Below are 24,935 nucleotides of genomic sequence, written 5' to 3' on the forward strand. Positions count from 1 at the left end.
CCGCCGGGGGCGCGGTTCACGCCCGCGCCCCCGCCGTCAGTGCCTCCGCCGTCGGCGCCGGCCGGGGCGCGGCGGGTCCGCGGCGCCGCAGCGCCGCCTCGACCCGGACCGCGTCGGCCGTGTCGCGGACCTCGTGCACCCGTACCGCCCACGCCCCCTGGGCGGCGGCCAGGACGCTGGCCGCCGCGGTGGCCGCGTCGCGTTCCCTGGCCGGGCGGGCCTCGCCCGTGTCCGGGTCGGCCAGCAGCTCGCCCAGGAAGCGCTTGCGCGAGGCCGCCACCAGCAGCGGGCGTCCCAGCGCGCTCCACGCGTCCAGCGAGGCCAGCAGCGCCCAGTCGTCCCGCCTGCTCTTGGCGAAGCCGAGGCCCGGGTCCACGATGACCTGCGACGGGTCGACCCCGGCGGACACCACCGCGTCCATCTGCCGGGCCACCTCGCCGATCACCTCGGCCACCACGTCGGTGTAGTCGGCCAGTCCGTCCATGCCCGCGGACTGCCCGCGCCAGTGCATGACGACGAAGGGCACCCCGGTCCTGGCCACGGCGCGGGCCATGCCCGGATCGGCCCGGCCTCCGCTGACGTCGTTGACGATCCGCGCGCCGGCCTCCACCGCCGCCTCGGCGACCCGGGCCCGCATGGTGTCGATGCTGACCAGGACGCCCTCGCCGGCGAGAGAGCGCACCACCGGCAGCACCCGGCGCAGCTCCTCCTCCTCGGACACCCGGGTCGCTCCCGGCCTGGTCGACTCCCCGCCCACGTCCACGATGTCGGCGCCCTGCTCCGCCAGCAGCAGCCCCCGGTCCACCGCCCGCCCCGGGTCCAGCCAGCGACCGCCGTCCGAGAACGAGTCGGGGGTCACGTTCACGATTCCCATCACTGCGCACCGGTCCCATCCGGGGAGTCCCGGCAATGCCTGCGAAGGTCTTTTCATGTCCCCATTGTGCCGTCCCGTCCGGGATCTTCCCCGGGCACCCCCGGTGGAGAAATCCGTATCACGGAGTGGACGCTCCGGGATTGGTCCGCACCAATCCGGATAACCTCCTGTCATGACACTCGGAATCCCCACCACGCGCACGGACCGGGCGGCCTCCATCCGCGAACTCCTCGCGACCGGCAGGCGTTCCTACTCGTTCGAGTTCATGCCGCCCAGGAGCCCCGAAGCGGAAGCCGGCCTGTGGAATGCGATCCGGCGACTCGAAGCCCTGTCCCCCACCTTCGTCTCGGTGACCTACGGTGCCGGCGGGTCGACCCGGGAGCGGACGGTCAACGTCACCGGCCGCATCGCCCAGGAGACCACCCTCACCCCGGCCGCCCACCTGACCGCCGTCGGCCACAGCGTCGCCGAGCTTCGGAACATCCTCGGGCACTACGCCGACCAGGGCGTCCGCAACATCCTGGCGCTGCGCGGCGACCCGCCGGGCGACCCGCTGGGCCGCTGGGACCGCCACCCGGACGGGGTGGAGTACGCGGCCGACCTGGTGCGGCTGATCAAGGAGTCCGGGGAATTCTGTGTCGGCGTGGCCGCGTTCCCGGAAATGCACCCGCGGTCTCCCGACTGGGATTCCGAGATCGGGCATTTCATCGCCAAATGCCGGGCCGGAGCGGACTACGCGATCACCCAGATGTTCTTCGAGACGGACAGCTACCTCCGTTTCCGGGACCGGCTGGAATCCTCCGGGTGCGCCGTTCCGATCATTCCGGAGATCATGCCGGTGACCACCATCCGGTCACTCCGGCGGATCCCCGACCTGTCCACCGCGGCCATTCCCCGGGAATTCTCCGAGCGCATGCTGAAGCACCGGGACGACCCGCGGGCGGTCCGCTCGATCGGCATCGAGTACGCGACCGGCATGTGCCGGCGCCTGCTGGCCGAAGGGGTCCCCGGCCTGCATTTCATGACCATGAACTTCTCCACGGTCACGACGGAGATCTACCAGAACCTCGGGCTGCCCGAGTCCGGCTGAGCTCGGCCCGGGCCTCCGGGGCACGAGGTGCCGGGGCGGGTACGACGGGGTCGCCGTACCCGCCCCGGTCACCGTCAGCCTGCGAGTTCCTCGCGCAGCAGGCGGGCGGCGCCGACCAGGCTCTCCAGCGAGGCCCGGGTCTCCGGCCAGCCGCGGGTCTTCAGCCCGCAGTCCGGGTTGACCCAGAGCCGCTCCGCCGGGATCGCGGCCAGGCCCGCGCGCAGCAGCGAGACGGCCTCCCCGGTGCCGGGGACGCGCGGGGAGTGGATGTCCCACACGCCCGGACCGACCTCGCGCGGGTAGCCCGCCCCGGCCAGTTCGCCGGCCACCTCCATGTGCGAGCGGGCGGCCTCCAACGAGATGACGTCCGCGTCGAGTTCGTCGATCGCGGTCATGATGGCGCCGAACTCGGCGTAGCACATGTGGGTGTGGATCTGGGTCTCGGCCCGCACCCCCGACGTGGCCAGCCGGAAGGCCTCGGTGGCCCAGTCCAGGTAGGCCGGGCGGGCCGCGGCCCGCAGCGGGAGGGTCTCGCGCAGGGCCGGCTCGTCGACCTGGACGACGGCCGCGCCCGCCGCCTCCAGGTCGGTCACCTCGTCGCGCAGCGCGAGGGCGACCTGCCGGGCGGTGTCGGCGAGCGGCTGGTCGTCGCGGACGAAGGACCAGGCGAGCATGGTGACCGGGCCGGTGAGCATGCCCTTGACCGGGCGCTCGGTGAGTCCCTGGGCGTAGCGGAACCACTCCGTGGTCATCGGGTGGGGGCGGGAGATGTCGCCGGCCAGCACCGGCGGCCGCACGTACCGGGTGCCGTACGACTGCACCCAGCCGTGCCGGGTGGCGAGGTAGCCGGTGAGCTGCTCGGCGAAGTACTGGACCATGTCGTTGCGCTCGGGCTCACCGTGCACCAGGACGTCCAGGCCGGCCTTCTCCTGGTACGCGATGACCTCGCGGACCTCGGCCTCCATCCGCTCCCGGTAGGCCGCCGCGTCGATCCGTCCGGCCGTCAGGTCGGCGCGGGCGGTGCGCAGTTCGGTGGTCTGCGGGAAGGAGCCGATGGTGGTGGTCGGCAGCAGCGGCAGGCCCAGCCGGGCCCGCTGGGCCTCGGCCCGGACGGGGTAGGGCTGGGCCCGGCGGGCGTCCTCGGCGGTGACGGCGGCGGCGCGGGCGCGCACCGCCGGGTCGCGGGTGATCGGCGAGCCGGCCCGGGAGGCCAGGTCGGCGCGGTTGGCGGCCAGGTCGGCCGTCACCGCGCCGGTGCCCTCGCGCAGGCCCCGGGCGAGCAGCGCCGCCTCGCCGGCCTTCTGCCGGGCGAAGGCCAGCCAGCGGGCGATCTGCGGGTCGATGTCGCGCTCCGCGGCGGCGTCGACCGGCACGTGCAGCAGCGAGCAGGACGGCGCCACGTCGACCGTGCCGGCGAGGCCCAGCAGGGTCGCCAGGGTCGCCAGCGACTTCTCCAGGTCGTTGATCCAGATGTTGCGCCCGTCGATCACCCCCGCCACCAGCCGCTTGCCGGGCAGTCCGCCGACCGCGGCGAGGTCGTCCAGGTTCGCGGCGGCCGGGCCGGTGAAGTCCAGCGCCAGGCCCTCGACCGGTGCCTTCGCCAGCACCGGCAGCGCCTCACCGAGCCGGTCGAAGTAGCTCGCGACCAGCAGCTTGGGCCGCTCGGTGAGGGCACCGAGCTCGCGGTAGGCGCGGGCGGCGGCGTTGAGTTCGGCCGGGGTGCGGTCCTGGACGAGCGCGGGCTCGTCCAGCTGCACCCAGCCGGCCCCCGCGGCCCTGAGCGCCGCGAGCAGCTCGGCGTAGACCGGCAGCAGCCGGTCCAGCAGCGTGATCGGCTGGAAGTCCTCGGCCACTCCCGGCGCCGGCTTCGCCAGCAGCAGGTACGTCACCGGGCCGACCAGCACCGGCCGCGCGGTGTGGCCCAGCGCCAGCGCCTCCCGCAGCTCGCCGACCGCCTTCGCCGGGTCGGCGGCGAACACCGTGTCCGGCCCCAACTCGGGGACCAGGTAGTGGTAGTTGGTGTCGAACCACTTCGTCATCTCCAGCGGCGCGACGTCCTGGGTGCCGCGCGCCATCGCGAAGTACCCGGCCAGCGCGTCGGCGTCCACCGCCTCCCGGTGCCGGAGCGGGATCGCGCCGACGGCCACGGTGGTGTCCAGCACGTGGTCGTAGAGCGAGAAGTCGCCGGTCGGGACCTCCTCGATCCCGGCCTCGGCGAGCTGCGCCCAGTTCGTCCGGCGCAGGTCGGCGGCGGTCGCCAGCAGCGCCTCCGCCGTGACGGCGCCCTTCCAGTACCCCTCGATCGCCTTCTTCAGTTCACGGTTGCGGCCCTGGCGGGGGTAGCCGTGCACGGTGGCGACGCTCGCCGCGGCTGCGGACTTCGTGGTCAAGGGACTCTCCTTCGCGAGCCTGATTCCTCAAGTGCCCGGTGACGGCACGAGGACGCGAAGGGATGACGAACCGGACGGATACCCGTGCACGCGCACGGCCCCGCCGGGTATGGTCGCCGACCCGCCCACGAGGTCACCGGATGGCCGCACGCGAACGGTCGCGCACGGGCAGTGGCAGGTCTTCGGACTCGTGGGCGCGCCCTCCCCGGCCTCACCAGGGCGGACACCTACTGGCCGTCGCTTCCCAGACCCGTTCCCGGGCCCAGTGCGTATGACGGCGGTCGTTCCCACTCACCGCTGCGGGGCAGTCCCGGACTGGCCAGTCGAAAGGCGTCACCGGGTTCCCTCTTGCGACGCGCCTGCCTGGCGGACAGGGCGAACCAGCTGCTCCGTCAGCTTAGGGGCAAACCGGCGGCGCCGAGGCGGAAATCTCGAAAGGCGTCCGCATGGTGGGACGTCGTCGCGGGCCGCTACTCGGCGGGCTCCAGCTCCGGCTCGGTCCTGCGGGCCCGCCGCTCCCGTGCCACCCGGCCGCGCTGCCGGTCGGCGGCGCTCTCCAGGAGCAGCTCCGGGACCCGGTGGGGCCGGCCCTCGGCGTCGACCGCCACGAACACCAGGTGCGCCGTCGCCACCCTGGTGACGGGCCCGGTGAGGTTCCACCGCTCCGAGGTCACCGCCACCGACACGTCCATCGACGTCCGTCCGACGTGGTCGACCCGGGCCCGGACGGTGAGGAGGTCTCCGGCCCGGACGGGCGCGAGGAACGACATCTCCTCGACCGAGACGGTGACCGCGGTGACACCGGCGTGCCGGCCCGCGGCGGCGGCGGCCGCGTCGTCGATCAGCTTCATCATCACGCCGCCGTGCACCGTCCCGTAGAGGTTGGTGTCGTGGTCGCTCATGATGTGGGCCAGGGTCACCGCGGACTCGGCCGGGGTGCGGGAGAGCACGGAGGGGCTGGTCACAGCGACGGCCCGCCCTTCGGGGCACCGGACGGGGCCACGGCCGGACGCCCGGCGTGCCGGCTCCGCGGGCCGTCGGGCCCGGGCCGGTGTCCACGGCGTACGGGCTCGTGGGGATCGTGGTCGGTGTTCCGCTTCACGGAACTCTCCTTCGCGGTTTCGCACACCCCGGGCACGCGAAGGGGCAGGCAGCGGTCCGGACACGTCCCGCCTGCACCGTCGACCCGCCCTCGGGGTCCTGGTGGGACCGCGGGCCGGCACGGCACGCGGGCAGCGGCAGGTCTTCGGACTCGTGGGCACGCCCTCCCGGCCGAACCGGGACGGGCACCTACTGGCCGTCGCTTCCCGGGCCCGCTTCCGGGCCGGTGCACATGACGGCGGTCGTTCCCACTCACCGCTGCGGGGCAGTCCCGGACTCGCACCGGGTTCCCTCTTGCGACACCCCGCCTGGCGGACGGGGCGAACCAGCTGCCCCGCCAGCTTACGTCCATCGGCGCAGCTCACAGCCACCGCCCACCGGCCTGACCCGGCCCGGGGGACCACGCGCGGGGCCGGACGGCAGAATGTCCCCATGCGGCAGATCTTCGTCATCGGCATCGGTGCGGGCGACCCCGACCACCTCACCCTGCAAGCGGTCAAGGCCCTCGGCCGTACCGACGTCTTCTTCGTCCTCGGCAAGAACGAGGAGCGGCAGGACCTCATCACCCTGCGCCGCCGGATGCTCGCCGAGCACGGCCGGCCGGGGCACCGCGTGGTCGAGGTGCCCGACGCGGAGCGCGACCGCGCCACTCCCGCGTACACGGCCGCGGTGGACGACTGGCGCGTCCGCCGCGCCGATCTGGTCGAGCGGCTGGTCGCCGAGCACCTCGGCGAGGGCGAGAGCGGCGCGTTCCTGGTCTGGGGCGACCCGGCCCTCTACGACAGCGTCATCGCCGTGGTGGACGACGTGTCGGCCCGGGGCGGTGTGCCGTTCGAGTACCGGGTGATCCCGGGCATCAGCAGCGTCTCCGCGCTCGCCGCCGCGCACCGCACCACGCTGACCCGGGTCGGCCGCCCGGTGCAGATCACCACCGGCCGCCGCCTCGCCGAGGGTTTCCCCGAGGGAGTGGACGACGTGGTGGTGATGCTCGACGGCCGGGCCGCCTTCACCGAGGTCGACCCCGCGGGGTTGGAGATCCACTACGGCGCCTACCTCGGCACCCCGGACGAGGTGCTCGTCTCCGGGCCGCTTGCCGAGGCCGCCCCGCGGATCCGCGAGCTGCGCGAGCGGGCCCGCGCGCGCAAGGGCTGGATCATGGACACCTACCTGCTGCGCCGGTCGGACGGCTGACGGCTGACGGCTGACGGCTGTCGGGACACGGTGCGCCGCCCCGGGGGTGGGGCGGCGCGGCGCGTCAGCGAGCTTGATCTCCGGCTGCCCGAACTTCGCGGTGTCCGCCGCCAGCAGCACGTCGCAGAGCATCGCCAGCTCGCAGCCGCCGCCCAACGCGTAGCCCGCCACCGCCGCGACCACCGGCTTGCGCAGCGCACCGAAGCGGTCCCAGGCGGCGAACCAGTCGCCGAGGTAGGCGTCGACGAATTCGAGCGACTGCATCTCCTTGATGTCGGCGCCGGCCGCGAAGGCCTTCTCCGAGCCGGTGACCAGCAGACAGCCGGTCTCCGGGTCACGGTCGAACTCCGTTGCCACGGCCACGACTTCGTTCATCAGCCGGGTGTTCAGCGCGTTCAGTGCCTTGGGCCGGTCCGGGGTGATCAGCCCCACCCGGCCCCTGCGCTCGACCAGGATCGTCTCGTAGCCGGTCACTCGGCACCCTTTCCCAGCGTCGTGATGATGGCCGAGAAATCCAGTCCGGCCGCCTCGCCCTGGGCGAAGGAGGCGTACAACTCGGCTGCCCGGCGCCCGAATTCGGCCGGCAGGGCGGAGGCGGTGGCCGCGTCGGCGGCCAGCCCGAGGTCCTTGGCCATCAGCGCCGCGGCGAACCCGGCCGCGTACTCGCGGTTGGCCGGGCTGGCCGGGACGGGCCCGGGGACCGGACAGTTGGTGGTGAGCGCCCAGCACTGGCCGGAGGCCGTGGCGGCGACGTCGAAGAGCGCCTGGTGGCTGAGCCCGAGGCTCTCCCCGAGGAGGAAGGCCTCGCTCACCGCGATCATCGAGACGCCGAGGATCATGTTGTTGCAGAGCTTCGCGGCCTGCCCGGCACCGGACGGGCCGCAGTGCACCACCGTGCGCCCCATGGCCGCCAGCACCGGCTCCGCCTCGGCGAACTCGCCGTCGGAGCCGCCCACCATGAAGGTCAGGCTCGCGGCCTCGGCCCCGGGCACTCCGCCGGAGACCGGCGCGTCCGCGGCCAGGTGCCCCGCGGTGCGGGCCAGGTCTGCGGCGATCCGGGCGTCCCCGACCGCGATGGTGGAGCAGTCCACGAACAGCGCGCCGCGCGGCGCCGCCGCCGTCAACTCCCGGTAGGACTCCAGGACGTGGCGCCCGGCGGGGAGCATGGTGACGACCACCTCGGCCGCCGCGACCGCCTCCGCCGCCGAGCCGGCCACGGCCACGCCGTGGCCGGCCGCGCGTTCCCTGGCGTCCTCCGCCAGGTCGTAGCCGGTCACCCGGAGCCCCGCCCCCACCAGGTTGGCGGCCATCGGGCCGCCCATGTTGCCCAGCCCCACGAATCCGATGTTCAGGCTCACCAGCGCTCCAGGGTGCTCGTGGTGGAGAGGCCGAGCTCACGCTCGCCCAGCCTCGCGAAGTGGCGGTCGACCTCGGCGTCCCGCACGGCGGCCAGGTCGGCCGGGCTCCAGCGCGGGGTGCGGTCCTTGTCGATCACCTGGGCCCGGATGCCCTCCGGCAGGTCGGCGGTGGCGAGCGCGGCGCAGGAGGTGCGGTACTCCTGGTCGAGGACGGCCTCCAGCGGGCCGAGCGCCCGGGCCCGGCGCAGCGCGGCGAGCGTCACCTTGACGGCGGTGGGCGAGTTGGCGGCGATCCGGTCGGCGGCCTCTCCGGCGGCCGGGTCGCCGGCCGCCGCCAGCCGCTCGACGATCTCCTCGACGGTCGGCGCGGCGTAGCAGCGGTCGATCCACTCCCGCTGCCCGGCCAGCCGGCCGGGCGGTGCGGCCGCGATGTGCCGGGCCAGCGCGTCGTGCACCGGCCGGACGGCCAGGTCGTCCAGCAGGGCGGGAAGCCGCCCGGCGGGCACGAAGTGGTCGGCGAACCCGCACAGCAGGGCGTCCGCGGCGCCGACCGCGCCGGCCGTGAGGGCCAGGTGGGTGCCCAGTTCGCCGGGGGCGAGGGCGAGCAGGTAGCTGCCGCCGACGTCCGGGACGAAGCCGATCCCGGTCTCCGGCAGGGCGATCCGGCTGCGTTCGGTGACGATCCGGACGCTGCCGTGCGCGGAGACGCCGACCCCGCCGCCCATCACGATGCCGTCCATCAGTGCCACGTATGGCTTCGGGTAGCGGGCGATCCGGGCGTTGAGGTGGTACTCGTCGCGCCAGAACCGCTCGGCGGCGGCGCGGTCCCCGCCGGTGGCGGCGCGGTGGATGGCGACGATGTCGCCGCCCGCGCAGAGCCCGCGCTCGCCGGCGCCGGTGACGACCACGGTCGCGACGGCGTCGTCGTGCTCCCAGTCGTCCAGGGCCCGGGCGATCCGCAGCACCATGGCGTGGGTGAGGGCGTTGAGGGCCTTGGGGCGGTTGAGCACGATCAGCCCGGCCCGGCCCTCCCGGTGGACCAGGACGTCGTCGGCCCCGGTGGTGTCGGCCCCCATCAGGCGGCCCCGATCAGGCCGCGGGCGACGATGACGCGCATGATCTCGTTGGTCCCTTCCAGGATCTGGTGCACCCGCAGGTCGCGGACGGTCTTCTCGATGCCGTACTCGGTCAGGTAGCCGTAGCCGCCGTGGAGCTGGAGCGCCTGGTTGGCCACCTCGAAGCCGGTGTCGGTGGCGTGCCGCTTGGCCATCGCGCACAGCTGCGGGGCCCGCGGGTCGCCGCGGTCCAGGGCCGCCGCCGCGCGCCAGAGCAGCGCCCGAGCGGCCTCCAGTTCGGTGGCCATGTCGGCGAGCCGGAACTGGAGCGCCTGGGCGTGCAGCAGCCGGGCGCCGAAGGCCTCGCGGTCGGCGAGGTGCGCCGTCGTCCGCTCCAGGGCGCTCTGGGCGCCGCCGAGCGAGCAGGCGGCGATGCCGAGCCGGCCACCGTCGAGGCCGGCCATCGCGATCCGGAAGCCCTCGCCCTCGCCGCCGAGCAGCCGGTCGGCGGGCAGCCTGACCCCGTCCAGCAGCACCTGGCGGGTCGGCTGGGCGTTCCAGCCCATCTTCCTCTCGTTCGGCCCGAAGGAGAGGCCCGGGTCGTCGCGGTCCACCAGGAACGCCGAGATGCCCCTGGCGCCCGGTTCGCCGGTGCGGGCCATCACCAGGTACACCCTGGCGGCACCCGCGCCCGAGACGAACTGCTTGACGCCGTCCAGCACCCAGTGGTCGCCGGCGCGCACCGCCCGGGTGGTGATGGCGGCGGCGTCGGAACCTGCCCCCGGTTCGGTCAGGCAGTAGCTGCCCAGGTGCTCGGCCGAGCAGAGCGCGGGCAGCCAGCGGGCGCGCTGCTCCTCGGTGCCGTGGCGGTCGACCATCCAGCCGACCATGTTGTGGATGGACAGGTAGGCGGCGATGGAAGGGCAGCCGCCGGCCAGTGCCTCGAAGGCCACCACCCCGTCCTGCCGGGAGAGTCCGGAGCCGCCGGCCTCCTCGCGGACGTAGACCCCGGCCAGCCCGAGGTCGGCGGCCTTGCGCAGCACGTCCACCGGAAAGTGCTTGGTCTGGTCCCACTCCACCGCGTACGGCGCCAGGCACTCGGCGGCGAACTCCCGTACCGCGGCGGCGATATCAATCTGATCTTCCGTCAGATCACTTGCGTGCACGGCGTTCACCCCATCGTCGGCATGGTGAAGCTCGCGCCCTCCTTGACCCCGGAGGGCCAGCGCGAGGTGACGGTGCGGGTGCGGGTGTAGAAGCGGATGGAGTCGGGGCCGTGCTGGTTGAGGTCGCCGAACGCGGAGCGCTTCCAGCCGCCGAAGGTGTGGTAGGCGACCGGCACCGGGATGGGCACGTTGACCCCGACCATGCCGGTGTCCACCCGCCGGGCGAAGTCCCTGGCGGTGTCGCCGTCCCGGGTGTAGATGGCCACGCCGTTGCCGAACTCGTGCTCGCTGGGCAGCCGCAGCGCCTCCTCGTAGTCGGCGGCGCGGACGACCGTGAGCACCGGACCGAAGATCTCCTCGCGGTGGATCCGCATCCCGGGCGTGACCCGGTCGAACAGCGAGGCGCCGAGGAAGTAGCCGCCCTCGTGTCCTTCCAGTCGGAACTCCCGCCCGTCGACGACGAGTTCGGCGCCCTCCCGGACGCCGAGGTCCAGGTACCCGCGGACCCGGTCGAGCGCGTCGGCGCCGACCAGCGGGCCGAAGTCCGCCGCCGGGTCGTCCGAGCGCCCGACCTTGAGCGCGGCGATCCGCTCGACCAGCTTGGCCACCAAGGCGTCCGCGGTCTCCTCCCCCACCGGGACGGCCACCGAGATCGCCATGCACCGCTCGCCGGCCGAACCGTACCCGGCGCCGATCAGCGCGTCGGCCGCCTGGTCGAGGTCGGCGTCCGGCATCACGATCAGGTGGTTCTTGGCGCCTCCGAAGCACTGCGCCCGCTTGCCATGGGCGGCGGCGGTGGCGTAGACGTACTGGGCGATCGGTGTGGAGCCGACGAAGCCCACGGCCTGGACGCGCGGGTCCTCCAGCAGGGTGTCCACGGCCTCCTTGCCGCCGTTGACCACGTTGAGCACGCCTGGCGGCAGCCCGGCCTCCAGGAAGAGTTCGGCCAGCCGCAGCGGCACCGAGGGATCGCGCTCCGAGGGCTTGAGAACGAAGGCGTTTCCGCAGGCCAGGGCGGGGGCGGCCTTCCAGAGCGGGATCATCGCCGGAAAGTTGAACGGGGTGATGCCGGCGACCACGCCGAGCGGCTGGCGCATCGAGTACACGTCGATGCCCGTCCCGGCGTTGTCGCTGAACTCGCCCTTCAGCAGGTGCGGGATGCCGGCGGCGAACTCCACGACCTCCAGGCCGCGCTGGATGTCGCCGTGGGCGTCGGAAACGGTCTTGCCGTGCTCGGCGGAGAGCAGCCGGGCGAGTTCCTCCTTCTCGCCCTCGACCAGTTGCAGGAAGCGCAGCAGCACCCGGGCCCGCCGCTGCGGGTTCCAGGCCGCCCACTCGGGCTGCGCCTGGGCGGCGTCGGCGATCACCGCCTCGACCTCGCCACGGTCGGCCAGCGGCACCCGGGCCTGCACCCGGCCGGTGTTGGGGTCGAAGACGTCGCCGTACCGGCCGGACGTCCCGGCGGCGCGCTTGCCGCCGACGAAGTGGGTCAGTTCACGGACCATCGGTTCCTTCTCTCATCAGCGCTGGGGAGAGGAGGACTGGAGAGCACCGCCGCCCGGCCGCGCGCACGGTCGGCGCACGGGCCTGCGGGCAGGCGGAAAATGACGGATCGTCAGGCGTCGAGCGCCCTGGCGACCGGAAGCACGGCAGCGGAACGGGAACAGCGGCCCGGAGTCATGCGTGTCGTCTCCATCCTCGTGGAAAACACGAACCACCCGCGGCCGGTATCCTGACTCCCGGATCGACGCCCGCCCCCTGGCCTTCCCGGCTGGCTGCCAGTGGCCGTCTCCTGCGAGGACGGACTCCCCGGTCACAGTGGCGGGACCGTGCCGGACTCACACCGGCTTCCCTGACACCGCGGACCTGCCGTCGACCATATAGTTGGACGTCCTAGTAAGTCCAGAGCGACAACCCGTGAGAACACGTCACGGACGCGTCGTCACCGGCCCGCCCGGGGCCGTCGAGCACCGCCCGGGCCCGGGGGCGGCCTCAGCCCAGGAGCTTCGCCACCACCCGGTCGAGCGCGCGGATGTCCTCCGGCGGCAGCGCGAGCAGGGCGTCCGGCGGGGTGGCGAGGATGCCGGTGGCGAGCGCGGCCTTCGCCTCGCCCTCCTCGGTGAGGTGGACCAGCTTGGAGCGCCGGTCGGCCGGGTTGGTGATGCGTTCGGCGAGGCCGCGCCGCACCAGGTCGTCCACGATCACGGTGGTGTACGGCGGGTCGGCGGTCAGCCGCTCGGCCAGCTCCCGCAGGGTGATCGGTCCGGCGGCGAGCCGGCGCAGCGCCCTGACCCGGCTGAAGCTCATGCCGAGGGCGTCGGCGACGGCCTTGCGGCGGTCGTGGCGCTCCAGCACGAGCGTGTACATCCCCTGCCAGACCCGGGCCGCCATCCCGGCATCGGCCTCGCCCGGCTCCGGGTGTCCGCCGGTGTCAAGGCACTCCATCAGGCGTCCACCGTCCCCTTCGTCTCTCTGATCCCGTTGCCGCCGGCGTCCTCGGCCGCCTCCTCGGCGGCGAGCCGCTCCGCCGCGCGTTCGGCCGTCGCCCTGGCCCAGCGACCGGAAGTGAGCGTACCGGTGACCAGCACGGCGACACCGCAGCCGGCGATGATCCACCACGCCGTCCGGGCGGCGGCGGTGAAGGCCGCCGGGTCGGTGTGGGCGGCACCGGCCATCAGCGCACCGGTCACCGCGACGCCCAGGGACTGGCCGACCTGCCGGCTGGTGGAGGCGACGGCCGCCGCCACGCCCGCCTGCGCGCGGGGCATCCCGGAGACGGCGGTGTTCGTGATCGGCGCGTTGACCAGGCCGAAGCCGGTGCCGAAGAGCAGGAAGGCGACGACCAGCAGACCGGTCGGCACGTGCTCGGCGTAGCCGACCGCCTGGAGCACGGCGCTCGCGGTCAGTGCCGTCCCGGCGAGCAGCAGGGGCGTGCGCGGCCCGCGGGTGGCCACCATCCGGCCGGACAGCGGCGCGGTGAGCAGCGACATGACCGCCATCGGCAGCATGAACAGCCCGGCGTGCAGCGGGTCGAGCCCGCGGACGTCCTGGAGGTACAGGGAGCCGACGAACAGGAACCCGCCGAGGCCGGCGAAGGCGGCGACCGCGATCACGGTGGCACCGGAGAACGGCGCGGAGCGGAAGAACCGCAGGTCGATCAGGGGGTCGGTGCGCCGGGGCTCGTACCACAGCAGGCCCAGCAGCGCGCCGAGCGCGGCCGCCGTGCAGCCGAGGACCACGGGCGAGGTCCAGCCGCGTTCCGGCGACTCGATGATCGCGTAGGTGAGTCCGGCGAGCAGCACGACGACCAGCAGCTGGCCGACCGGGTCCGCCCTGCGGGTGCGGGCCGCCCGCGACTCCGGCACGTAGCGGGTGAGGAAGAGCGCGGCCAGGCCGATCGGGACGTTGATCCAGAAGATCGCCCGCCAGCCGGCCGACTCCACCAGGACCCCGCCGAGGATCGGTCCGGCGGCCATGCTGATGCCGACCACGCCACTCCACACGCCGATCGCGCGGGCGCGCTGCCGGGAGTCGGTGAAGGTGTTGCTGATGATCGACATGGCGACGGGGTTCAGCATCGATCCGCCGACCGCCTGGAGCATCCGCGCGGCGAGCAACCAGCCGAGCCCGGGGGCCAGGCTGCACAGCAGGGAGGCCCCGGAGAACACCACCAGTCCGATCCGGAACACCCGGCGGCGGCCGATCCGGTCGGCGGTCGATCCGGAGAGCATCAGGAGGCTCGCCAGTACCAGGGTGTAGGCGTCGACCGTCCACTGGAGTCCGGACACCGAGGTGTGCAGGTCACTCCGGATGGCGGGCAGGGCCACGTTCAGGATGGTGACGTCGAGGCTGACGATCAGCAGGCTCATGCAGCAGATGGCGAGCACGAGCCAGGGCCGCGGTCGGGCGGCATCGGGCATGACGGACGCTCCATGGTTACTTGTATTGTTGTAATCATTGTGAGCCTATAACTAACTCCCGCGACGACTCCACCCTTTTCCGGTCCGGGAAAGACGGAACGGCCGCGCCCACACCGATCTCCTCGGCGGGGCGCGGCCGTCCAGGCCCGCGGGTCAGGCCTTCTTGACCACGCTCGACTTGAGCTGCATGGCGCCGAAGCCCTCGACACGGCAGTCGATGTCGTGCCCGTCGACGCCGTCCACCAGGCGGATGTTGCGCACCTTGGTGCCGGCCTTGATGCCGGAGACGCTGCCCTTGACCTTGAGCGCCTTGACCACCGTCACGGTGTCCCCGTCGTTCAGCACGTTGCCGACGGCATCCTTGATCACACGCTCGCCGGCCGCGGCGCCGCTCTCCTCGGAGCCGCCGGGCACCCACTCGTGGGCGCACTCGGGGCAGACCACGAGGGCGTTCATCTCATAGGTGTACTCGCAGGAACACTGCGGGCACGGGGGCAGGCTGTCGCTCATGGGTTCAACGCATCCAGGGTTTCGAGGCGGCAAGGGGGCCGGGCCGGCGGGTCCGGTGCCCACGCCGAGGGCACCCTGACGCACCTCGCGCCGATCCGACGGCACGCCAGCATGTATGAACTTGAAGAATTTTTCAAACCACCTGTCCGCCGACGTGAGGGCAGCCCCCGAAGGTGCCCCGGTCGGAGGACGCCGGGCACCTGCCGGGGCCGTCCTCCGTACCGTCGGCGAACACGAAGGTGTCCCCTGCTACACCGCGGCCGTCGGCCCGCCCTGGGTCGCGGGCCCGCGTGCCTGGTTGCCGGGGCTCCGAGGGGACCAGCCGTGGTTCACAGGACCCGCGGTCCACTCCTGGAGGCTGCCGTCCCTCGTCGTCGTGTAGACCCTGGTCTCCTTGGCGGCCGCCGTCCCGAAACGGCCCCGCAATTGGCGCGATCCGCACCCGCCCCGCCCCGCCCGTCACCCGGCCAACGGCGCGGGCAGCGGGCGGGCGTGCAGGACGTCCAGCCGGGAGACCGCCCGCGTCACCACCACGTACAGGCGGTGCAGCCCGCGCGCTTCGGCCTCCACGATCGCGGCCGGCTCCAGCACCACCACGTGGTCGTACTCCAGCCCCTTCACCAGCGACGCCGGCAGCACCGTCACCCGCGCCGTGGTGCCGGCCTGCTCGGCCGCGCCGGTCGGGACGCCCGCCTCCCGGAGGGCCTCGGCGGTCTCCGCCACCGCGTCGTCGGCCGCGATCACCGCGATCGAGCCCTCGCGCTCCAGCGCGGCCCGCACCGCCGTCACCACCGCCCCGCCCAGGCCGCCCCCGGCCACGCTCCGCACCGTCAGCTCGCCGTCCTGCCGCAGCGACACGGCCGGCGGCACCGCCACGTCCAGCGCTCCCAGCAGGGTGTTGGCGAGGGCCATCACCACGGCCGGGACGCGGAAACCGGTGGTCAGCGGCACCACCGCGGCCTGCGGCTTGCCCAGGTGGCCGAGCTGCTCGGGCCAGCTGCGGGCGGCCCACGGCGCCGTCGCCTGGGCGAGGTCGCCGAGGACGGTGAGCGAGCCGAAGACGCTGCGGCGGGCGATCGCCCGGCACTGCATCGGGGAGAGGTCCTGGGCCTCGTCCACCACGACGTGACCGAAGCCGGCCGGGTGCTCGATCAGTCCGGCCACCTCGTCCAGCAGCATCAGGTCGTGCTCGGACCACCTGGCGCTCTTCTCCGAGCGCGGCGGGCGGCGCCACAGGATCGCCGCCCGCTCCTCCGGACCGAGCACCCCCTCCGCCGCCTCGGCCAGCACCGCGGGGTCGCTCAGCAGTGCGGCGACCACGGCCTCCGGCCGCGGGTTCGGCCAGGCGGCCTCCAGGAAGGCCGCGACCGGCCTGGAACGCCCGATCTTCCGCGTCCACGCCCCGGGCATCACGCCGGACCGGCGCTCGGCCTGGTCCTGGAGCATCGCCACCACCCGGGTGCGCAGGCTCTCCCGGCCGATCGCGTACGGAGGCGCCTGCTCGCGCAGTTCGGCGACCACCCGGTCGAGCCGCTCCGGGGACACCCGCCAGCGGTAGGAGCCGTCCGGGACGACCAGCGGCTCCGAGCCCGTCGCCCGGATGCGCCCGTACAGCGCCCGGCGCAGCACCGTCGCCATCCGGGCGTCCTGCTTGACCACGGCGGCCCGCTCGTCGTCCACCGAGGTGACCGGCCGGGTGGCGACCAGGTCCTCGACGGTCTTCTGGACGACGTCGATCTCGCCGAGCGCGGGGAGCACCTCGGCGATGTAGCGCAGGAAGACCGGGTTGGGGCCGATGACCAGCAGACCGCTCCGCCGGATCCGCTGCGGGTAGCTGTAGAGCAGGTACGCGGCGCGGTGCAGCCCGACGGCGGTCTTGCCGCTTCCGGGAGCGCCCTGCACGCACACCGACTCGCTCAACTCGCCCCGCACCAGGGCGTCCTGCTCGGGCTGGATGGTGGCGACGATGTCCCGCATCGGACCGGTACGGGGCCGCTCGATCTCGGCGGCCAGGATGCCGCCCGCACCGCTGCCGCCTCGGCCGCTCCCGTCGCCGCTGCCGCCGTCCGCACCGGGCCCGCCGACCACGGCCGCCCCGCCGAGGGCCTCGTCCTCCAGCCCGGTCAGCTCCTCCGGCGCGCCCAGGCTCCACGGCGCCCAGCCGAACCTGCGCCGCCGCGCGAGCCCGAGCGGGGTGTGGGCGCTCGCCTGGTAGAACGCCCGGGAGACCGGGGCGCGCCAGTCGACCACCAGTGGCGGCACCGTCGGGTCCTCGGAGATCCGCCGGCGGCCCACGTAGTAGCGCTGCCGGCGGTGGTCCCCGGCCTCCGCGGTGTCGGCGAAGTCCAGGCGGCCGAAGAACGACGGGCTCTCCGGCAGCTCCTTCATCCGCTTGGCGCGGGTGCGCAGGTACCGGCCGAGCGCCTCCGCGCTGGCGCCGTCGCCGGAGACGTCCTCCCCGGCGACGACCTGGTGGCCGGCGTCCTCGACCTGCCGGGCCGTCGCCACCCGGCAGGCCTCGACGTAGGCCCGTTCGCGTTCCAGTTCACCGTCGAGGCTCTGGGTTTCCGAGGTCATCGTTCGCGTCCCTTCCCGCACCACGAGCTCACCGGCTGCTCGAAGTCCAGTATAACTTAACTCAGTTAAAATACTGACCTGGTTATGCAGACTGGCACGGAAGACCTCGGGCACGCCTCAGGACACCAGGGGCGCCTCCTCCAGCTCGGTCAGCGTCACGGTGCACAGACCGCCGCGCTCCGCCTTGACGGCCGTCACCTGGAGCTGGGTGCCGGGCAGCAGGATGAACTCCTCCTCGCCGGTGAACGCCGAGAAGTTCTGGATGCCGGTGGCCCGCACCGGGCGCACCTCGAAGAGCGTCCGCTTGCCCCTGCCGCCGAGGAAGGACCGCGCCACCCCGAGCTTGGAGGTGCAGGAGGACACGCCCCACCACGTCACCGTCCTGCCGAGCGGGTACTGCCGGCGCAGGTCCAGCGAGACCCCGCGCCAGAGCGGCTCGGTGCGGACGGGCAGCCGCGACACCGCCGCGAACAGCAGCCGCAGGTACGGCACGTAGGGCACCAGCCGGCCGCGGTCCGGCGAGCGGAGCACCGCGTTGATCTCCCGGTAGAACGCGGACTCGCAGGTGTACAGGTACAGCGCGGCGATCTCGTCGGCGGAGAGCCCGGCCGGGAGCCCGGCGGGGAGCCCGGCGGGGAGCCCCGCGGCCGAGCCTCCGGAGACTCCACCGGACAGGCCTGCGGCCGGCTCGTCCACCCGCCGCTTGCCGAAGTCGTGCGACAGCGACACGTGCCGGTCCAGCCCCCGCAGCAGCTCGGCGACCGGGGCCACCGCCTCCCGGAACCCCATCAGCGGGGTGTCGAACACGCCGGTGATGGCGGGCAGGACGAGGCCCTCGTCCTTCACCCCGGCGAGCCGGTCCAGGTAGAGCTGGTGCAGCTCCATGGTGGAGGCGATGAAGGCGCCCATCCGCTCGGCGACCCCGTCCCGCGCCCCGCCGCCCTGCGCCGACGACGCGTTCCAGCCGGTGCTGGGCAGCCAGTCGACCTCGTCGGCGCCGAGCGAGGCGAGCGCCGCGTTCACCGTGGCGAAGTGCTCGCCGTCGCAGAAGACGTCCCCCTGGGCCGCCGGGTTGGCGTGGTCGATGTGGCGGACCTCGACCTCGGGGTACTTCTGCTGCAACCGCAGCACGACGTTCTTCAGGCTGCGCGCGTGCGCACCCCACCAGGCGAAGACCACGAAGCGGTCCTCCTCGGCGGCCTGCCGCTTGGCCCGGAGGATCTCCTCCACGATCCGCTCGGCGACCGGCCGCCAGAACCCGGTGTGCTGGTCCGGCCCCATCGCGCCGTCACCGCTCGCGGTCAGCGCCGCGTTCAGCAGCAGCACGCCCTGGGTGAGCATCGCCTGGAACCACTCCGGCGGCTGGACGGTCTCCCGCTCCTTCAGCAGCGCCCGTATGTCGGCGATCGGCGTCTTCTTGGGGATGCCGTACTTCCACATCGCCGCGGCCTTGATCAGGCAGCGGATGCTGATCACCCGGCCGAACTGGCTGTCCTTCCAGTCGTGGAAGGTGTTGTCGAACATCGCGATGCCGGTGGCGCTCTCCGGCCGCGGGTACGGGTTCTGGCCGAAGACGACGACCTTCCACTCGTGCGGCGCGTGCGGCTTGAGCGCCTGGAAGGTCAGCTCGCGGACCGGGACGACCTCGGGGCCGCGACCGGGGCCGATGAACGAGGCCGCGCCGGGCTGCGCCTCGATGACCGGCTTCAGCAGCGGCAGCCACGGCTCGCCGCCTCCCGTGAAGAGCTCCGCGAGGGCCAGCGGGTCGCCCGGGTCGGGCTGGGCGGCGGCGGGGGTGTCGGCAGCGCTCATGGTGGTGCGACTCCGACTGGTCGGGACCGTACGGACGGCAGGCGGACGACGAATGACGATCCGTCAGATTCCCCGGCGGACAGCACAGTCCTACCAGCCGGGTCTGACAGTCCCCGGCCGCCCCCGGCCCCGGCGAACGGGGCCGGACGGGACCGGACGAGACCGGACGGACTGTCAGTGCCGCGCGCTAGCTTCGTCGGTGTCACCAAGGAACCGGACCGACAGGAGCCCCGACATGACCACGGACCGCACGCAGGCGCCGCTCAGGGTGGTGCTGACCGACCTCGACGCGACGGTCGTGGAGTCCTGGCGGGCGGCCTTCGCCGGCGTCCCCGGGATCGAGATCCGGCACGCCTCGCTGCTCACCGCGGAGGTCGACGCCTGGGTCAGCCCCACCAACTCCCGCGGCCGGATGGACGGCGGGACGGACGCCGCGGTCAAGCGCCACCTGGGCGCGGGCATCCAGCTGCGGGTGCAGAAGGCGATCCGCGGGCAGCACGCCGGCAGCCTCCCGGTCGGCAGCGCGGTGTGCGTCCCGTCCGGCGCCGTCAACCCCCGGTTCCTGATCTCGGCCCCGACCATGCGGACCTCCTCGCAGAACGTCAGCGAGACCCTGAACGTGGCCCTGGCCTGCGCCGCCGCCTTCCAGGCCGTCCACCGGCAGAACCTGCTGGAGCCGGGCTCCGTCCGCTCGGTCGCCCTGGTCGGCATGGGCGCCAGGACCGGCCGGGTCCCGGCCCGGGTCTGCGCCAACCTGATGTGGTCGGGGTACACCCTCTTCCACGACCACCACTTCGCGGACGACGACGAGCTGCGCGCCACCGTCCTCGCCCAGCTGGACGACCTCGCGAAGGCTCCCGTCACCGAGCGGGTGCGGATCGCGCCGCCCGCGCGCCGGAGTTCACCGGCCCGCCGCGGCTGACGCCACCCGCGAACCGCCCACGAGCCGTCCGCACGCCCCGCCGTGAGCCGCCGCACGGTCGGCCGTGCGGTGGCGGACGGCGCCTCAGCCCGCCGTGAGCGCGAGCCGGATCCAGCGCTCCGACTCCGCGATCGCCACCCCCACGTCGAAGGCCCGCGGAGCGGCCGCGGCCTGCACCACCAGCCCCTTGAGCAGTCCCACGAAGGCCAGCGCGAAGGCCCCCGGGTCCACGCCGGCGCCCAGTTCCCCGTCCCGCTGCCCCTGCCCGACCACCTCGGCGGTCCACTGCCGGGTCCTGGCGTCCAGCTCCGCGACCGCGACGGTCAGCTCCGAGGCCCCGGCGAGCGCCTCGGCCCCGAGCACCACGAAGGCCCGGCCGAGGTCGGTCGGGTTGCGCACGCCCTCCAGGCAGCCGCGCGCGAACCCGCACAGTTCCTCCAGCGCACCCGCCCCGCTGCGCTCCGGGGCGGCCGCCGCCATCGCCTCGGCCAGTGCCGCCTCCTGGAGCCGGGCCAGCAGCGCGGCCTTCGAGCCGAAGTAGTGGGTGGCCAGGCCCCGGCTGAAGCCCGCCTCCTCCCCCACCCTGGCGAGCGTGACCCCGGTGCTGCCGTGCTCGGCGATCAGCCGGGCGGCGGCGGCGATCAGTGCGGTCTCGGCCCGGGCGCGCCGTTCGGCCTGGGTCCGGCGCGGCGGTACGTCCCGGGGGTCCCGGTCGCCGCGGTCCTCATCGTGCGTAGGCATAGCACCATGCTACGGTGAACTTGCTTGTTGGCTAACAAGTAACTTCCGGAGCAGCGGGCCCACCCCCCCGACCCGCCGCTCCCGCGAGAAGGGAAGTCCTGATGACCGCCACGATGCTCGCCGGCCGGCTCGACGTCGCGAAGGGCGCCTTCGCCGTGGAGGAGGTCCCCGTCCCCGCCCCCGGCCCGGGCGAGGTCCTGATCAGGGTCGAGGCCGCCGGCGTCTGCCTCTCCGACGTCCACCTGATCCAGGGCATGCTCAAGCCGCTCCACCTCAAGGGCGACAAGGTCACCCTGGGCCACGAGGTCGCGGGCACCGTGCACACCCTCGGCGAGGGCGTGACCACCGCGGCCGTCGGCGACCGGGTGCTGCTCCAGGCCGGCGAGAGCCGCGACGGCGTCGTGTACACCCGCGGCGTGGACTACGACGGCGGCTGGGCCGAGTACGCGCTCGCCACCGCCACCACCCTGGTGCCGATCCCGGACGAGCTCCCCTTCGAGCAGGCCTGCTTCATCCCCGACGCGGTCTCCACCCCGTGGGCCGCCATCACCGCCACCGGCGCCGTGCGCCCGGCCGAGGCGGTCGGCGTCTGGGGCGTCGGCGGCCTCGGCGCCCACGGCGTGCAGCTGCTGCGCGCGATCGGCGCCTTCCCGATCGTCGCCGTCGACCCGCTGCCCGCCGCCCGCGAGCGCGCCCTGGCCTTCGGCGCCGACGCCGCCCTCGACCCGGCCGACCCCGGGTTCGCCGGACTGCTGCGCGAGGCCACCGGCGGCCGCCCGCTGTCCGTCGCCTTCGACTTCGCCGGGGTCGCCCCGGTGCGCGAGCAGGCGATGGCCACCCTCGGCGAGCACGGCCGGCTGGTCCTGGTCGGCCTCACCGACAAGCCGCTGACCGTCACCAACGGCACCCTGGTCAGCTACCTGCGCCAGCAGATCCGCGGCCACTACGGCTCCGAGGGCCAGGACGTCGTCGACCTGGTCAACCTGGTCCGCGGCGGCCGGCTGGACTTCTCCCGCTCGGTGAGCGGCACCTTCCCGCTGGCCGAGGCCGCCCGCGCGGTCGAGGCGCTGGAGCGCAAGGAGGGCAACCCGATCCGCCTGGTACTCAAGCCCTGACCGGCCCCGCCCCGGCGGCCCGCCGACCCGGCGCCGTACCCACCGGACTGAGCCCGGCGGGTGCGGCGCCGCCTCGCCCCCTCGGCAGGTCCCCTGCCCTCCGTCCCGAAGAGGCGCCCAGGCTACTGCCCCGGTCCGCCCCCACCGGGCCCCCTCGGAGGCACCCGCCCGATCGGCCGAACCCGGCAACTCCCCACCCCCGCCCGGTAAATGACATGCACGCTACTAGTCAACCGTCCGGTAGCACCCCTAGCGTCGACTCTTCCGCGCCCCCGACGGAGGAGTCCGCCTTGCGTCCACGCCAACGACAGCGAACCCGCCCCCTCCGGCTCCCGGCCGCCGCCACCGCAGCGGCCCTGCTCGCCACCGCCGCCCTGACCACCACGCCCAGCGCCACCGCCGCACCCACCCCCGCGACGACGACCGTCGCCGCCAACGACTACTGCGGCGGCCACTGCGCCGACATCCTGCCGCCCGGCGAGAACGGCAACGCCACCCTCTCGGACATCCTGCTCAACCGGGCCTTCGGCACCCGCCCCGCGCACACCGACGACCAGCTCGCCCCGTACGCCGCCCTCGCCTCCGGCTATCCCGGCCTGACCGAGGCCAAGCTCCGCGACTTCTTCAACGACGCCTCCTTCGGCGTCCCCGCCGACCAGGTGGCCAGCAGCATCAGCCCCCGCCCGGACGTCACCATCGTGCGCGACAAGGCCACCGGTGTCCCGCACATCACCGGCACCACCCGCTACGGCACCGAGTTCGGCGCCGGCTACGCCGCCGCCCAGGACCGGCTCTGGCTGATGGACCTCTTCCGGCACGTCGGCCGCGGCCAGCTGTCCGGCTTCGCGGGCGGCGCCGCCGCCAACCGCCAGCTGGAGCAGACCTTCTGGCAGGCCGCGCCGTACACCGAGGCGGAGCTGCAACAGCAGATCGACGCCATGGCCGCCCGCGGCGGCCGGGCCACCCAGGCGCTCGCCGACGCCACCGCCTACCTCGACGGCATCAACAAGTACGCCCAGGAGTCCTACAACGCCCGCACCTTCCCCGGCGAGTACGACCTGACCGGGCACATCGACCCGATCACCAACGCCGGCTCGATCGAGCCGTTCAAGCTGACCGACCTGGTCGCCCTCGCCTCCGTGGTCGGCGCGCTGTTCGGCTCCGGCGGCGGCGGCGAACTCTCCTCCGCCCAGGTCAAGGCGGCCGCCGAGGCCAAGTACGGCAAGGACGCCGGCGACGTGGTCTGGAAGTCACTGCGCGAGTCCGACGACCCCGAGGCCGTCCAGACCCTGCACGACGGACAGAGCTTCCCGTACGCGACCGTCCCGGCCCAGCCACAGGGTGAGGCGCTGCCCGACCCCGGCTCGGTGGTGTCCGAGCGGGTGGTCTACGACCCCACCGGCTCCGCCAACTCCGCCACCACCAAGGCGAACGGCGTCCTGCCCGGCAACCTGCTGAGCGCCAAGCACGGGATGTCCAACGCCCTGCTGGTCTCCGGCGCGCACACCGACGACGGCCACCCGGCCGCCGTGTTCGGCCCGCAGACCGGCTACTTCGCCCCTCAGCTGCTGATGCTGGAGGAGATCCAGGGCCCCGGGATCAGCGCACGCGGCGCCGCCTTCGCCGGCCTGAGCTTCTACGTGCAGCTCGGCCGCGGCCAGGACTACGCCTGGAGCGCCACCTCGGCCGGGCAGGACATCACCGACACCTACGCCGTCCCGCTCTGCACCACCGACGGCTCCCCGGTCACCACCGCCGCCAACTCCTACCTCTGGCACGGCCAGTGCCTGCCCTTCGACCGGCTGGAACGCAAGAACGCCTGGAAACCGACCACCGCCGACTCCACCGCGGCCGGCTCGTACACCCTGGTGATGTACCGCTCCAAGTACGGCCTGGTGTCGGCCCGCGGGACGGTCGGCGGCGCACCCGTCGCCTTCACCTCGCTGCGCTCCACCTACCGGCACGAGGTCGACTCCATCGTCGGCTTCCAGGAGTTGAACGACCCGGGCACGGTGCACGACGCCGCGAGCTTCCAGCAGGCCGCCCAGGACATCAACTACACCTTCAACTGGTTCTACGCCGACTCGCGCGACATCGCGTACTACAACTCCGGCAGCAACCCGGTGCGCGCCCCCGGTGTGGACCCCGGGCTGCCGGTCAAGGCCCAACCCGCCTACGAGTGGGCCGACTTCGACCCCACCGCCAACACCGCCCGGTACACCCCGGCGGCCCAGCACCCGCAGTCCGTCAACCAGGACTACTACATCTCCTGGAACAACAAGCAGGCGAACGGCTACACCTCGGCCGGCTTCGGCAACGGCTCGGTGCACCGCGGCAACCTGCTGGACGACCGGGTCAAGTCCCTGCTCCGCAACGGCGGGAAGGCGAGCCGGGTCTCGCTCACCCAGGCCATGGAGAGCGCCGCCCTGACCGACCTGCGGGCCGAGGACGTGCTGCCCGAGCTGATCCGGGTGCTGCGCAGCGCGCCCGTCACCGACCAGACCACCCTCACCGCCGTCCAGCAGCTGGAGGCCTGGCTCGCCAACGGCGGTCAGCGGAAGGAGACTTCACCGGGCAGCCACAGCTACGCGGACGCCACCGCGATCCGGGTGATGGACGCCTGGTGGCCGCTGGTCGCCGAGGGCGTCATGCGGCCGGGCCTCGGTGACCCGCTGTTCGGCGCGCTGACCGGCGCCCTCCAGATCAACGAGTCCCCCTCCGGCGGCCAGACCGGTCCCGGCAGCGGCCCGACCAACGCCAACGAGGCCATCCCGCACAAGGGTTCGGCCTTCCAGTACGGCTGGTGGAGCTACCTGGACAAGGACCTGCGCTCCGTCCTCGGCGACCAGGTGGCCGGCCCGCTGGCCCGCCCGTTCTGCGGCGGCGGCGACCTCGCGGCCTGCCGAACGGTCCTGCTGAACTCCCTGAAGCAGGCCGCCGCCCAGACCTCCGCGCAGGTCTACCCCGGCGACACGGACTGCTCGGCCGGCGACCAGTGGTGCGCCGACGCGATCATCCACCGCCCGCTGGGCGGGGTGACCGACCCCAAGAGCACCTGGCAGAACCGCCCGACCTACCAGCAGGTGGTGCAGTTCTCCAGCCACCGCTGACCG

The 24,935-nt window shown here is 73.7% G+C and carries 18 protein-coding genes, 1 pseudogene and 3 riboswitches; of the genes and pseudogenes, 5 read left to right on the plus strand and 14 right to left on the minus strand.

The genetic code is table 11. The features are described 5' to 3' along the window. Positions 1 to 16: 16 nt before the first annotated feature. Positions 17 to 874 carry a dihydropteroate synthase gene (gene folP / locus ACIQOW_RS24995; RefSeq protein ID WP_401088474.1) on the minus strand — a complete coding sequence of 286 codons (858 nt, stop codon included), beginning with the start codon at positions 872 to 874 and terminating at the stop codon, positions 17 to 19. A 172-nt stretch (positions 875 to 1,046) separates the two neighbouring features. Here folP and metF point away from each other — a divergent pair, with 172 nt between their 5' ends. After that, positions 1,047 to 1,964: a methylenetetrahydrofolate reductase [NAD(P)H] gene (metF, locus tag ACIQOW_RS25000; RefSeq protein WP_401088476.1), complete on the plus strand. Its 918-nt coding sequence runs from the start codon at positions 1,047 to 1,049 to the stop codon at positions 1,962 to 1,964. A 74-nt stretch (positions 1,965 to 2,038) separates the two neighbouring features. On the opposite strand, the gene metE is transcribed toward metF, so the two are convergent. Next, the gene (gene metE, locus ACIQOW_RS25005) at positions 2,039 to 4,354 is read right to left on the minus strand and encodes a 5-methyltetrahydropteroyltriglutamate--homocysteine S-methyltransferase (protein WP_401088478.1); all 2,316 of its coding nucleotides are present in this window, start codon (positions 4,352 to 4,354) and stop codon (positions 2,039 to 2,041) included. 155 nt (positions 4,355 to 4,509) lie between these two features. After that, positions 4,510 to 4,754: riboswitch (cobalamin riboswitch) on the minus strand. A gap of 70 nt (positions 4,755 to 4,824) precedes the next feature. Further along, positions 4,825 to 5,319, minus strand: a complete 495-nt coding sequence (locus ACIQOW_RS25010) for an acyl-CoA thioesterase (RefSeq protein WP_317619893.1) — start codon at positions 5,317 to 5,319, stop codon at positions 4,825 to 4,827. Between the two features lie 275 nt (positions 5,320 to 5,594). Next, positions 5,595 to 5,751: riboswitch (cobalamin riboswitch) on the minus strand. Positions 5,752 to 5,887: 136 nt separating this feature from the next. On the opposite strand from ACIQOW_RS25010, the gene cobF reads away from it, so the two are divergent. Next, positions 5,888 to 6,646: a precorrin-6A synthase (deacetylating) gene (gene cobF, locus ACIQOW_RS25015; RefSeq protein WP_401088481.1), complete on the plus strand. Its 759-nt coding sequence runs from the start codon at positions 5,888 to 5,890 to the stop codon at positions 6,644 to 6,646. Between the two features lie 6 nt (positions 6,647 to 6,652). On the opposite strand, the pseudogene ACIQOW_RS25020 reads toward cobF, so the two are convergent. The 10 genes and pseudogenes from ACIQOW_RS25020 to ACIQOW_RS25065 form a co-directional block, all read right to left on the minus strand. After that, a pseudogene (locus ACIQOW_RS25020) lies at positions 6,653 to 7,120 on the minus strand (enoyl-CoA hydratase-related protein); the annotation flags it as partial. Then, the gene (gene mmsB, locus ACIQOW_RS25025) at positions 7,117 to 8,004 is read right to left on the minus strand and encodes a 3-hydroxyisobutyrate dehydrogenase (protein WP_401088483.1); all 888 of its coding nucleotides are present in this window, start codon (positions 8,002 to 8,004) and stop codon (positions 7,117 to 7,119) included. The gene mmsB and the pseudogene ACIQOW_RS25020, both read right to left, overlap by 4 nt. Beyond that, on the minus strand, positions 8,001 to 9,080 hold the full coding sequence (locus ACIQOW_RS25030) for an enoyl-CoA hydratase/isomerase family protein (protein WP_401088485.1): 1,080 nt from the start codon (positions 9,078 to 9,080) through the stop codon (positions 8,001 to 8,003). Before ACIQOW_RS25030 ends, mmsB begins: the two co-directional genes overlap by 4 nt. Beyond that, a complete protein-coding gene (locus ACIQOW_RS25035) occupies positions 9,080 to 10,225 on the minus strand; it encodes an acyl-CoA dehydrogenase family protein (protein WP_401088487.1) in 1,146 nt (381 codons plus the stop codon). Before ACIQOW_RS25035 ends, ACIQOW_RS25030 begins: the two co-directional genes overlap by 1 nt. A 5-nt stretch (positions 10,226 to 10,230) precedes the next feature. Beyond that, the gene (locus ACIQOW_RS25040) at positions 10,231 to 11,730 is read right to left on the minus strand and encodes a CoA-acylating methylmalonate-semialdehyde dehydrogenase (protein ID WP_401088489.1); all 1,500 of its coding nucleotides are present in this window, start codon (positions 11,728 to 11,730) and stop codon (positions 10,231 to 10,233) included. Between the two features lie 199 nt (positions 11,731 to 11,929). Further along, positions 11,930 to 12,121, minus strand: a riboswitch (cobalamin riboswitch). A gap of 96 nt (positions 12,122 to 12,217) precedes the next feature. Further along, complete coding sequence (locus tag ACIQOW_RS25045; protein WP_401088491.1) at positions 12,218 to 12,670, minus strand: MarR family winged helix-turn-helix transcriptional regulator; 453 nt, start codon at positions 12,668 to 12,670, stop codon at positions 12,218 to 12,220. Further along, positions 12,670 to 14,145: an MFS transporter gene (locus tag ACIQOW_RS25050; protein ID WP_401088493.1), complete on the minus strand. Its 1,476-nt coding sequence runs from the start codon at positions 14,143 to 14,145 to the stop codon at positions 12,670 to 12,672. The genes ACIQOW_RS25045 and ACIQOW_RS25050 overlap by 1 nt, the downstream gene beginning before the upstream one ends. A gap of 153 nt (positions 14,146 to 14,298) precedes the next feature. Further along, the gene (locus tag ACIQOW_RS25055; RefSeq protein WP_188294786.1) at positions 14,299 to 14,655 is read right to left on the minus strand and encodes a zinc ribbon domain-containing protein YjdM; all 357 of its coding nucleotides are present in this window, start codon (positions 14,653 to 14,655) and stop codon (positions 14,299 to 14,301) included. A 459-nt stretch (positions 14,656 to 15,114) separates the two neighbouring features. Then, on the minus strand, positions 15,115 to 17,232 hold the full coding sequence (locus tag ACIQOW_RS25060) for a HelD family protein (RefSeq protein ID WP_401088496.1): 2,118 nt from the start codon (positions 17,230 to 17,232) through the stop codon (positions 15,115 to 15,117). Positions 17,233 to 17,349: 117 nt separating this feature from the next. After that, positions 17,350 to 19,044: an ADP-ribosyltransferase domain-containing protein gene (locus ACIQOW_RS25065; RefSeq protein WP_401088498.1), complete on the minus strand. Its 1,695-nt coding sequence runs from the start codon at positions 19,042 to 19,044 to the stop codon at positions 17,350 to 17,352. A 235-nt stretch (positions 19,045 to 19,279) separates the two neighbouring features. Between ACIQOW_RS25065 and ACIQOW_RS25070 the strand changes: the two genes are divergently transcribed. Continuing rightward, complete coding sequence (locus ACIQOW_RS25070) at positions 19,280 to 19,966, plus strand: macro domain-containing protein (RefSeq protein WP_401088500.1); 687 nt, start codon at positions 19,280 to 19,282, stop codon at positions 19,964 to 19,966. Positions 19,967 to 20,050: 84 nt separating this feature from the next. Here the strand turns inward: ACIQOW_RS25070 and ACIQOW_RS25075 are convergent, their stop codons facing one another. Continuing rightward, on the minus strand, positions 20,051 to 20,707 hold the full coding sequence (locus ACIQOW_RS25075; RefSeq protein ID WP_401088502.1) for a TetR/AcrR family transcriptional regulator: 657 nt from the start codon (positions 20,705 to 20,707) through the stop codon (positions 20,051 to 20,053). A gap of 101 nt (positions 20,708 to 20,808) precedes the next feature. Here ACIQOW_RS25075 and ACIQOW_RS25080 point away from each other — a divergent pair, with 101 nt between their 5' ends. Both ACIQOW_RS25080 and ACIQOW_RS25085 read left to right on the plus strand, forming a co-directional pair. Further along, positions 20,809 to 21,822, plus strand: coding sequence for a zinc-binding dehydrogenase (locus tag ACIQOW_RS25080; protein ID WP_401088504.1), 1,014 nt, complete (start codon positions 20,809 to 20,811; stop codon positions 21,820 to 21,822). A 215-nt stretch (positions 21,823 to 22,037) separates the two neighbouring features. Further along, positions 22,038 to 24,932 carry a penicillin acylase family protein gene (locus ACIQOW_RS25085; RefSeq protein WP_401088506.1) on the plus strand — a complete coding sequence of 965 codons (2,895 nt, stop codon included), beginning with the start codon at positions 22,038 to 22,040 and terminating at the stop codon, positions 24,930 to 24,932. Positions 24,933 to 24,935: the final 3 nt, after the last annotated feature.

This window comes from Kitasatospora sp. NPDC091335, from assembly GCF_044757205.1.
Taxonomy (GTDB): Bacteria; Actinomycetota; Actinomycetes; order Streptomycetales; family Streptomycetaceae; genus Kitasatospora.

Bases quoted from the DNA above. Each gene is read 5' to 3' on its own strand.
- folP (WP_401088474.1), bottom strand. From the start codon at position 874: ATGGGAATCGTGAACGTGACCCCCGACTCGTTCTCGGACGGCGGTCGC.
- metF (WP_401088476.1), top strand. From the start codon at position 1,047: ATGACACTCGGAATCCCCACCACGCGCACGGACCGGGCGGCCTCCATC.
- cobF (WP_401088481.1), top strand. From the start codon at position 5,888: ATGCGGCAGATCTTCGTCATCGGCATCGGTGCGGGCGACCCCGACCAC.
- ACIQOW_RS25030 (WP_401088485.1), bottom strand. From the start codon at position 9,080: ATGGGGGCCGACACCACCGGGGCCGACGACGTCCTGGTCCACCGGGAG.
- ACIQOW_RS25040 (WP_401088489.1), bottom strand. From the start codon at position 11,730: ATGGTCCGTGAACTGACCCACTTCGTCGGCGGCAAGCGCGCCGCCGGG.
- ACIQOW_RS25045 (WP_401088491.1), bottom strand. From the start codon at position 12,670: ATGGAGTGCCTTGACACCGGCGGACACCCGGAGCCGGGCGAGGCCGAT.
- ACIQOW_RS25050 (WP_401088493.1), bottom strand. From the start codon at position 14,145: ATGCCCGATGCCGCCCGACCGCGGCCCTGGCTCGTGCTCGCCATCTGC.
- ACIQOW_RS25055 (WP_188294786.1), bottom strand. From the start codon at position 14,655: ATGAGCGACAGCCTGCCCCCGTGCCCGCAGTGTTCCTGCGAGTACACC.
- ACIQOW_RS25060 (WP_401088496.1), bottom strand. From the start codon at position 17,232: ATGACCTCGGAAACCCAGAGCCTCGACGGTGAACTGGAACGCGAACGG.
- ACIQOW_RS25065 (WP_401088498.1), bottom strand. From the start codon at position 19,044: ATGAGCGCTGCCGACACCCCCGCCGCCGCCCAGCCCGACCCGGGCGAC.
- ACIQOW_RS25070 (WP_401088500.1), top strand. From the start codon at position 19,280: ATGACCACGGACCGCACGCAGGCGCCGCTCAGGGTGGTGCTGACCGAC.
- ACIQOW_RS25075 (WP_401088502.1), bottom strand. From the start codon at position 20,707: ATGCCTACGCACGATGAGGACCGCGGCGACCGGGACCCCCGGGACGTA.
- ACIQOW_RS25080 (WP_401088504.1), top strand. From the start codon at position 20,809: ATGACCGCCACGATGCTCGCCGGCCGGCTCGACGTCGCGAAGGGCGCC.
- ACIQOW_RS25085 (WP_401088506.1), top strand. From the start codon at position 22,038: ATGCACGCTACTAGTCAACCGTCCGGTAGCACCCCTAGCGTCGACTCT.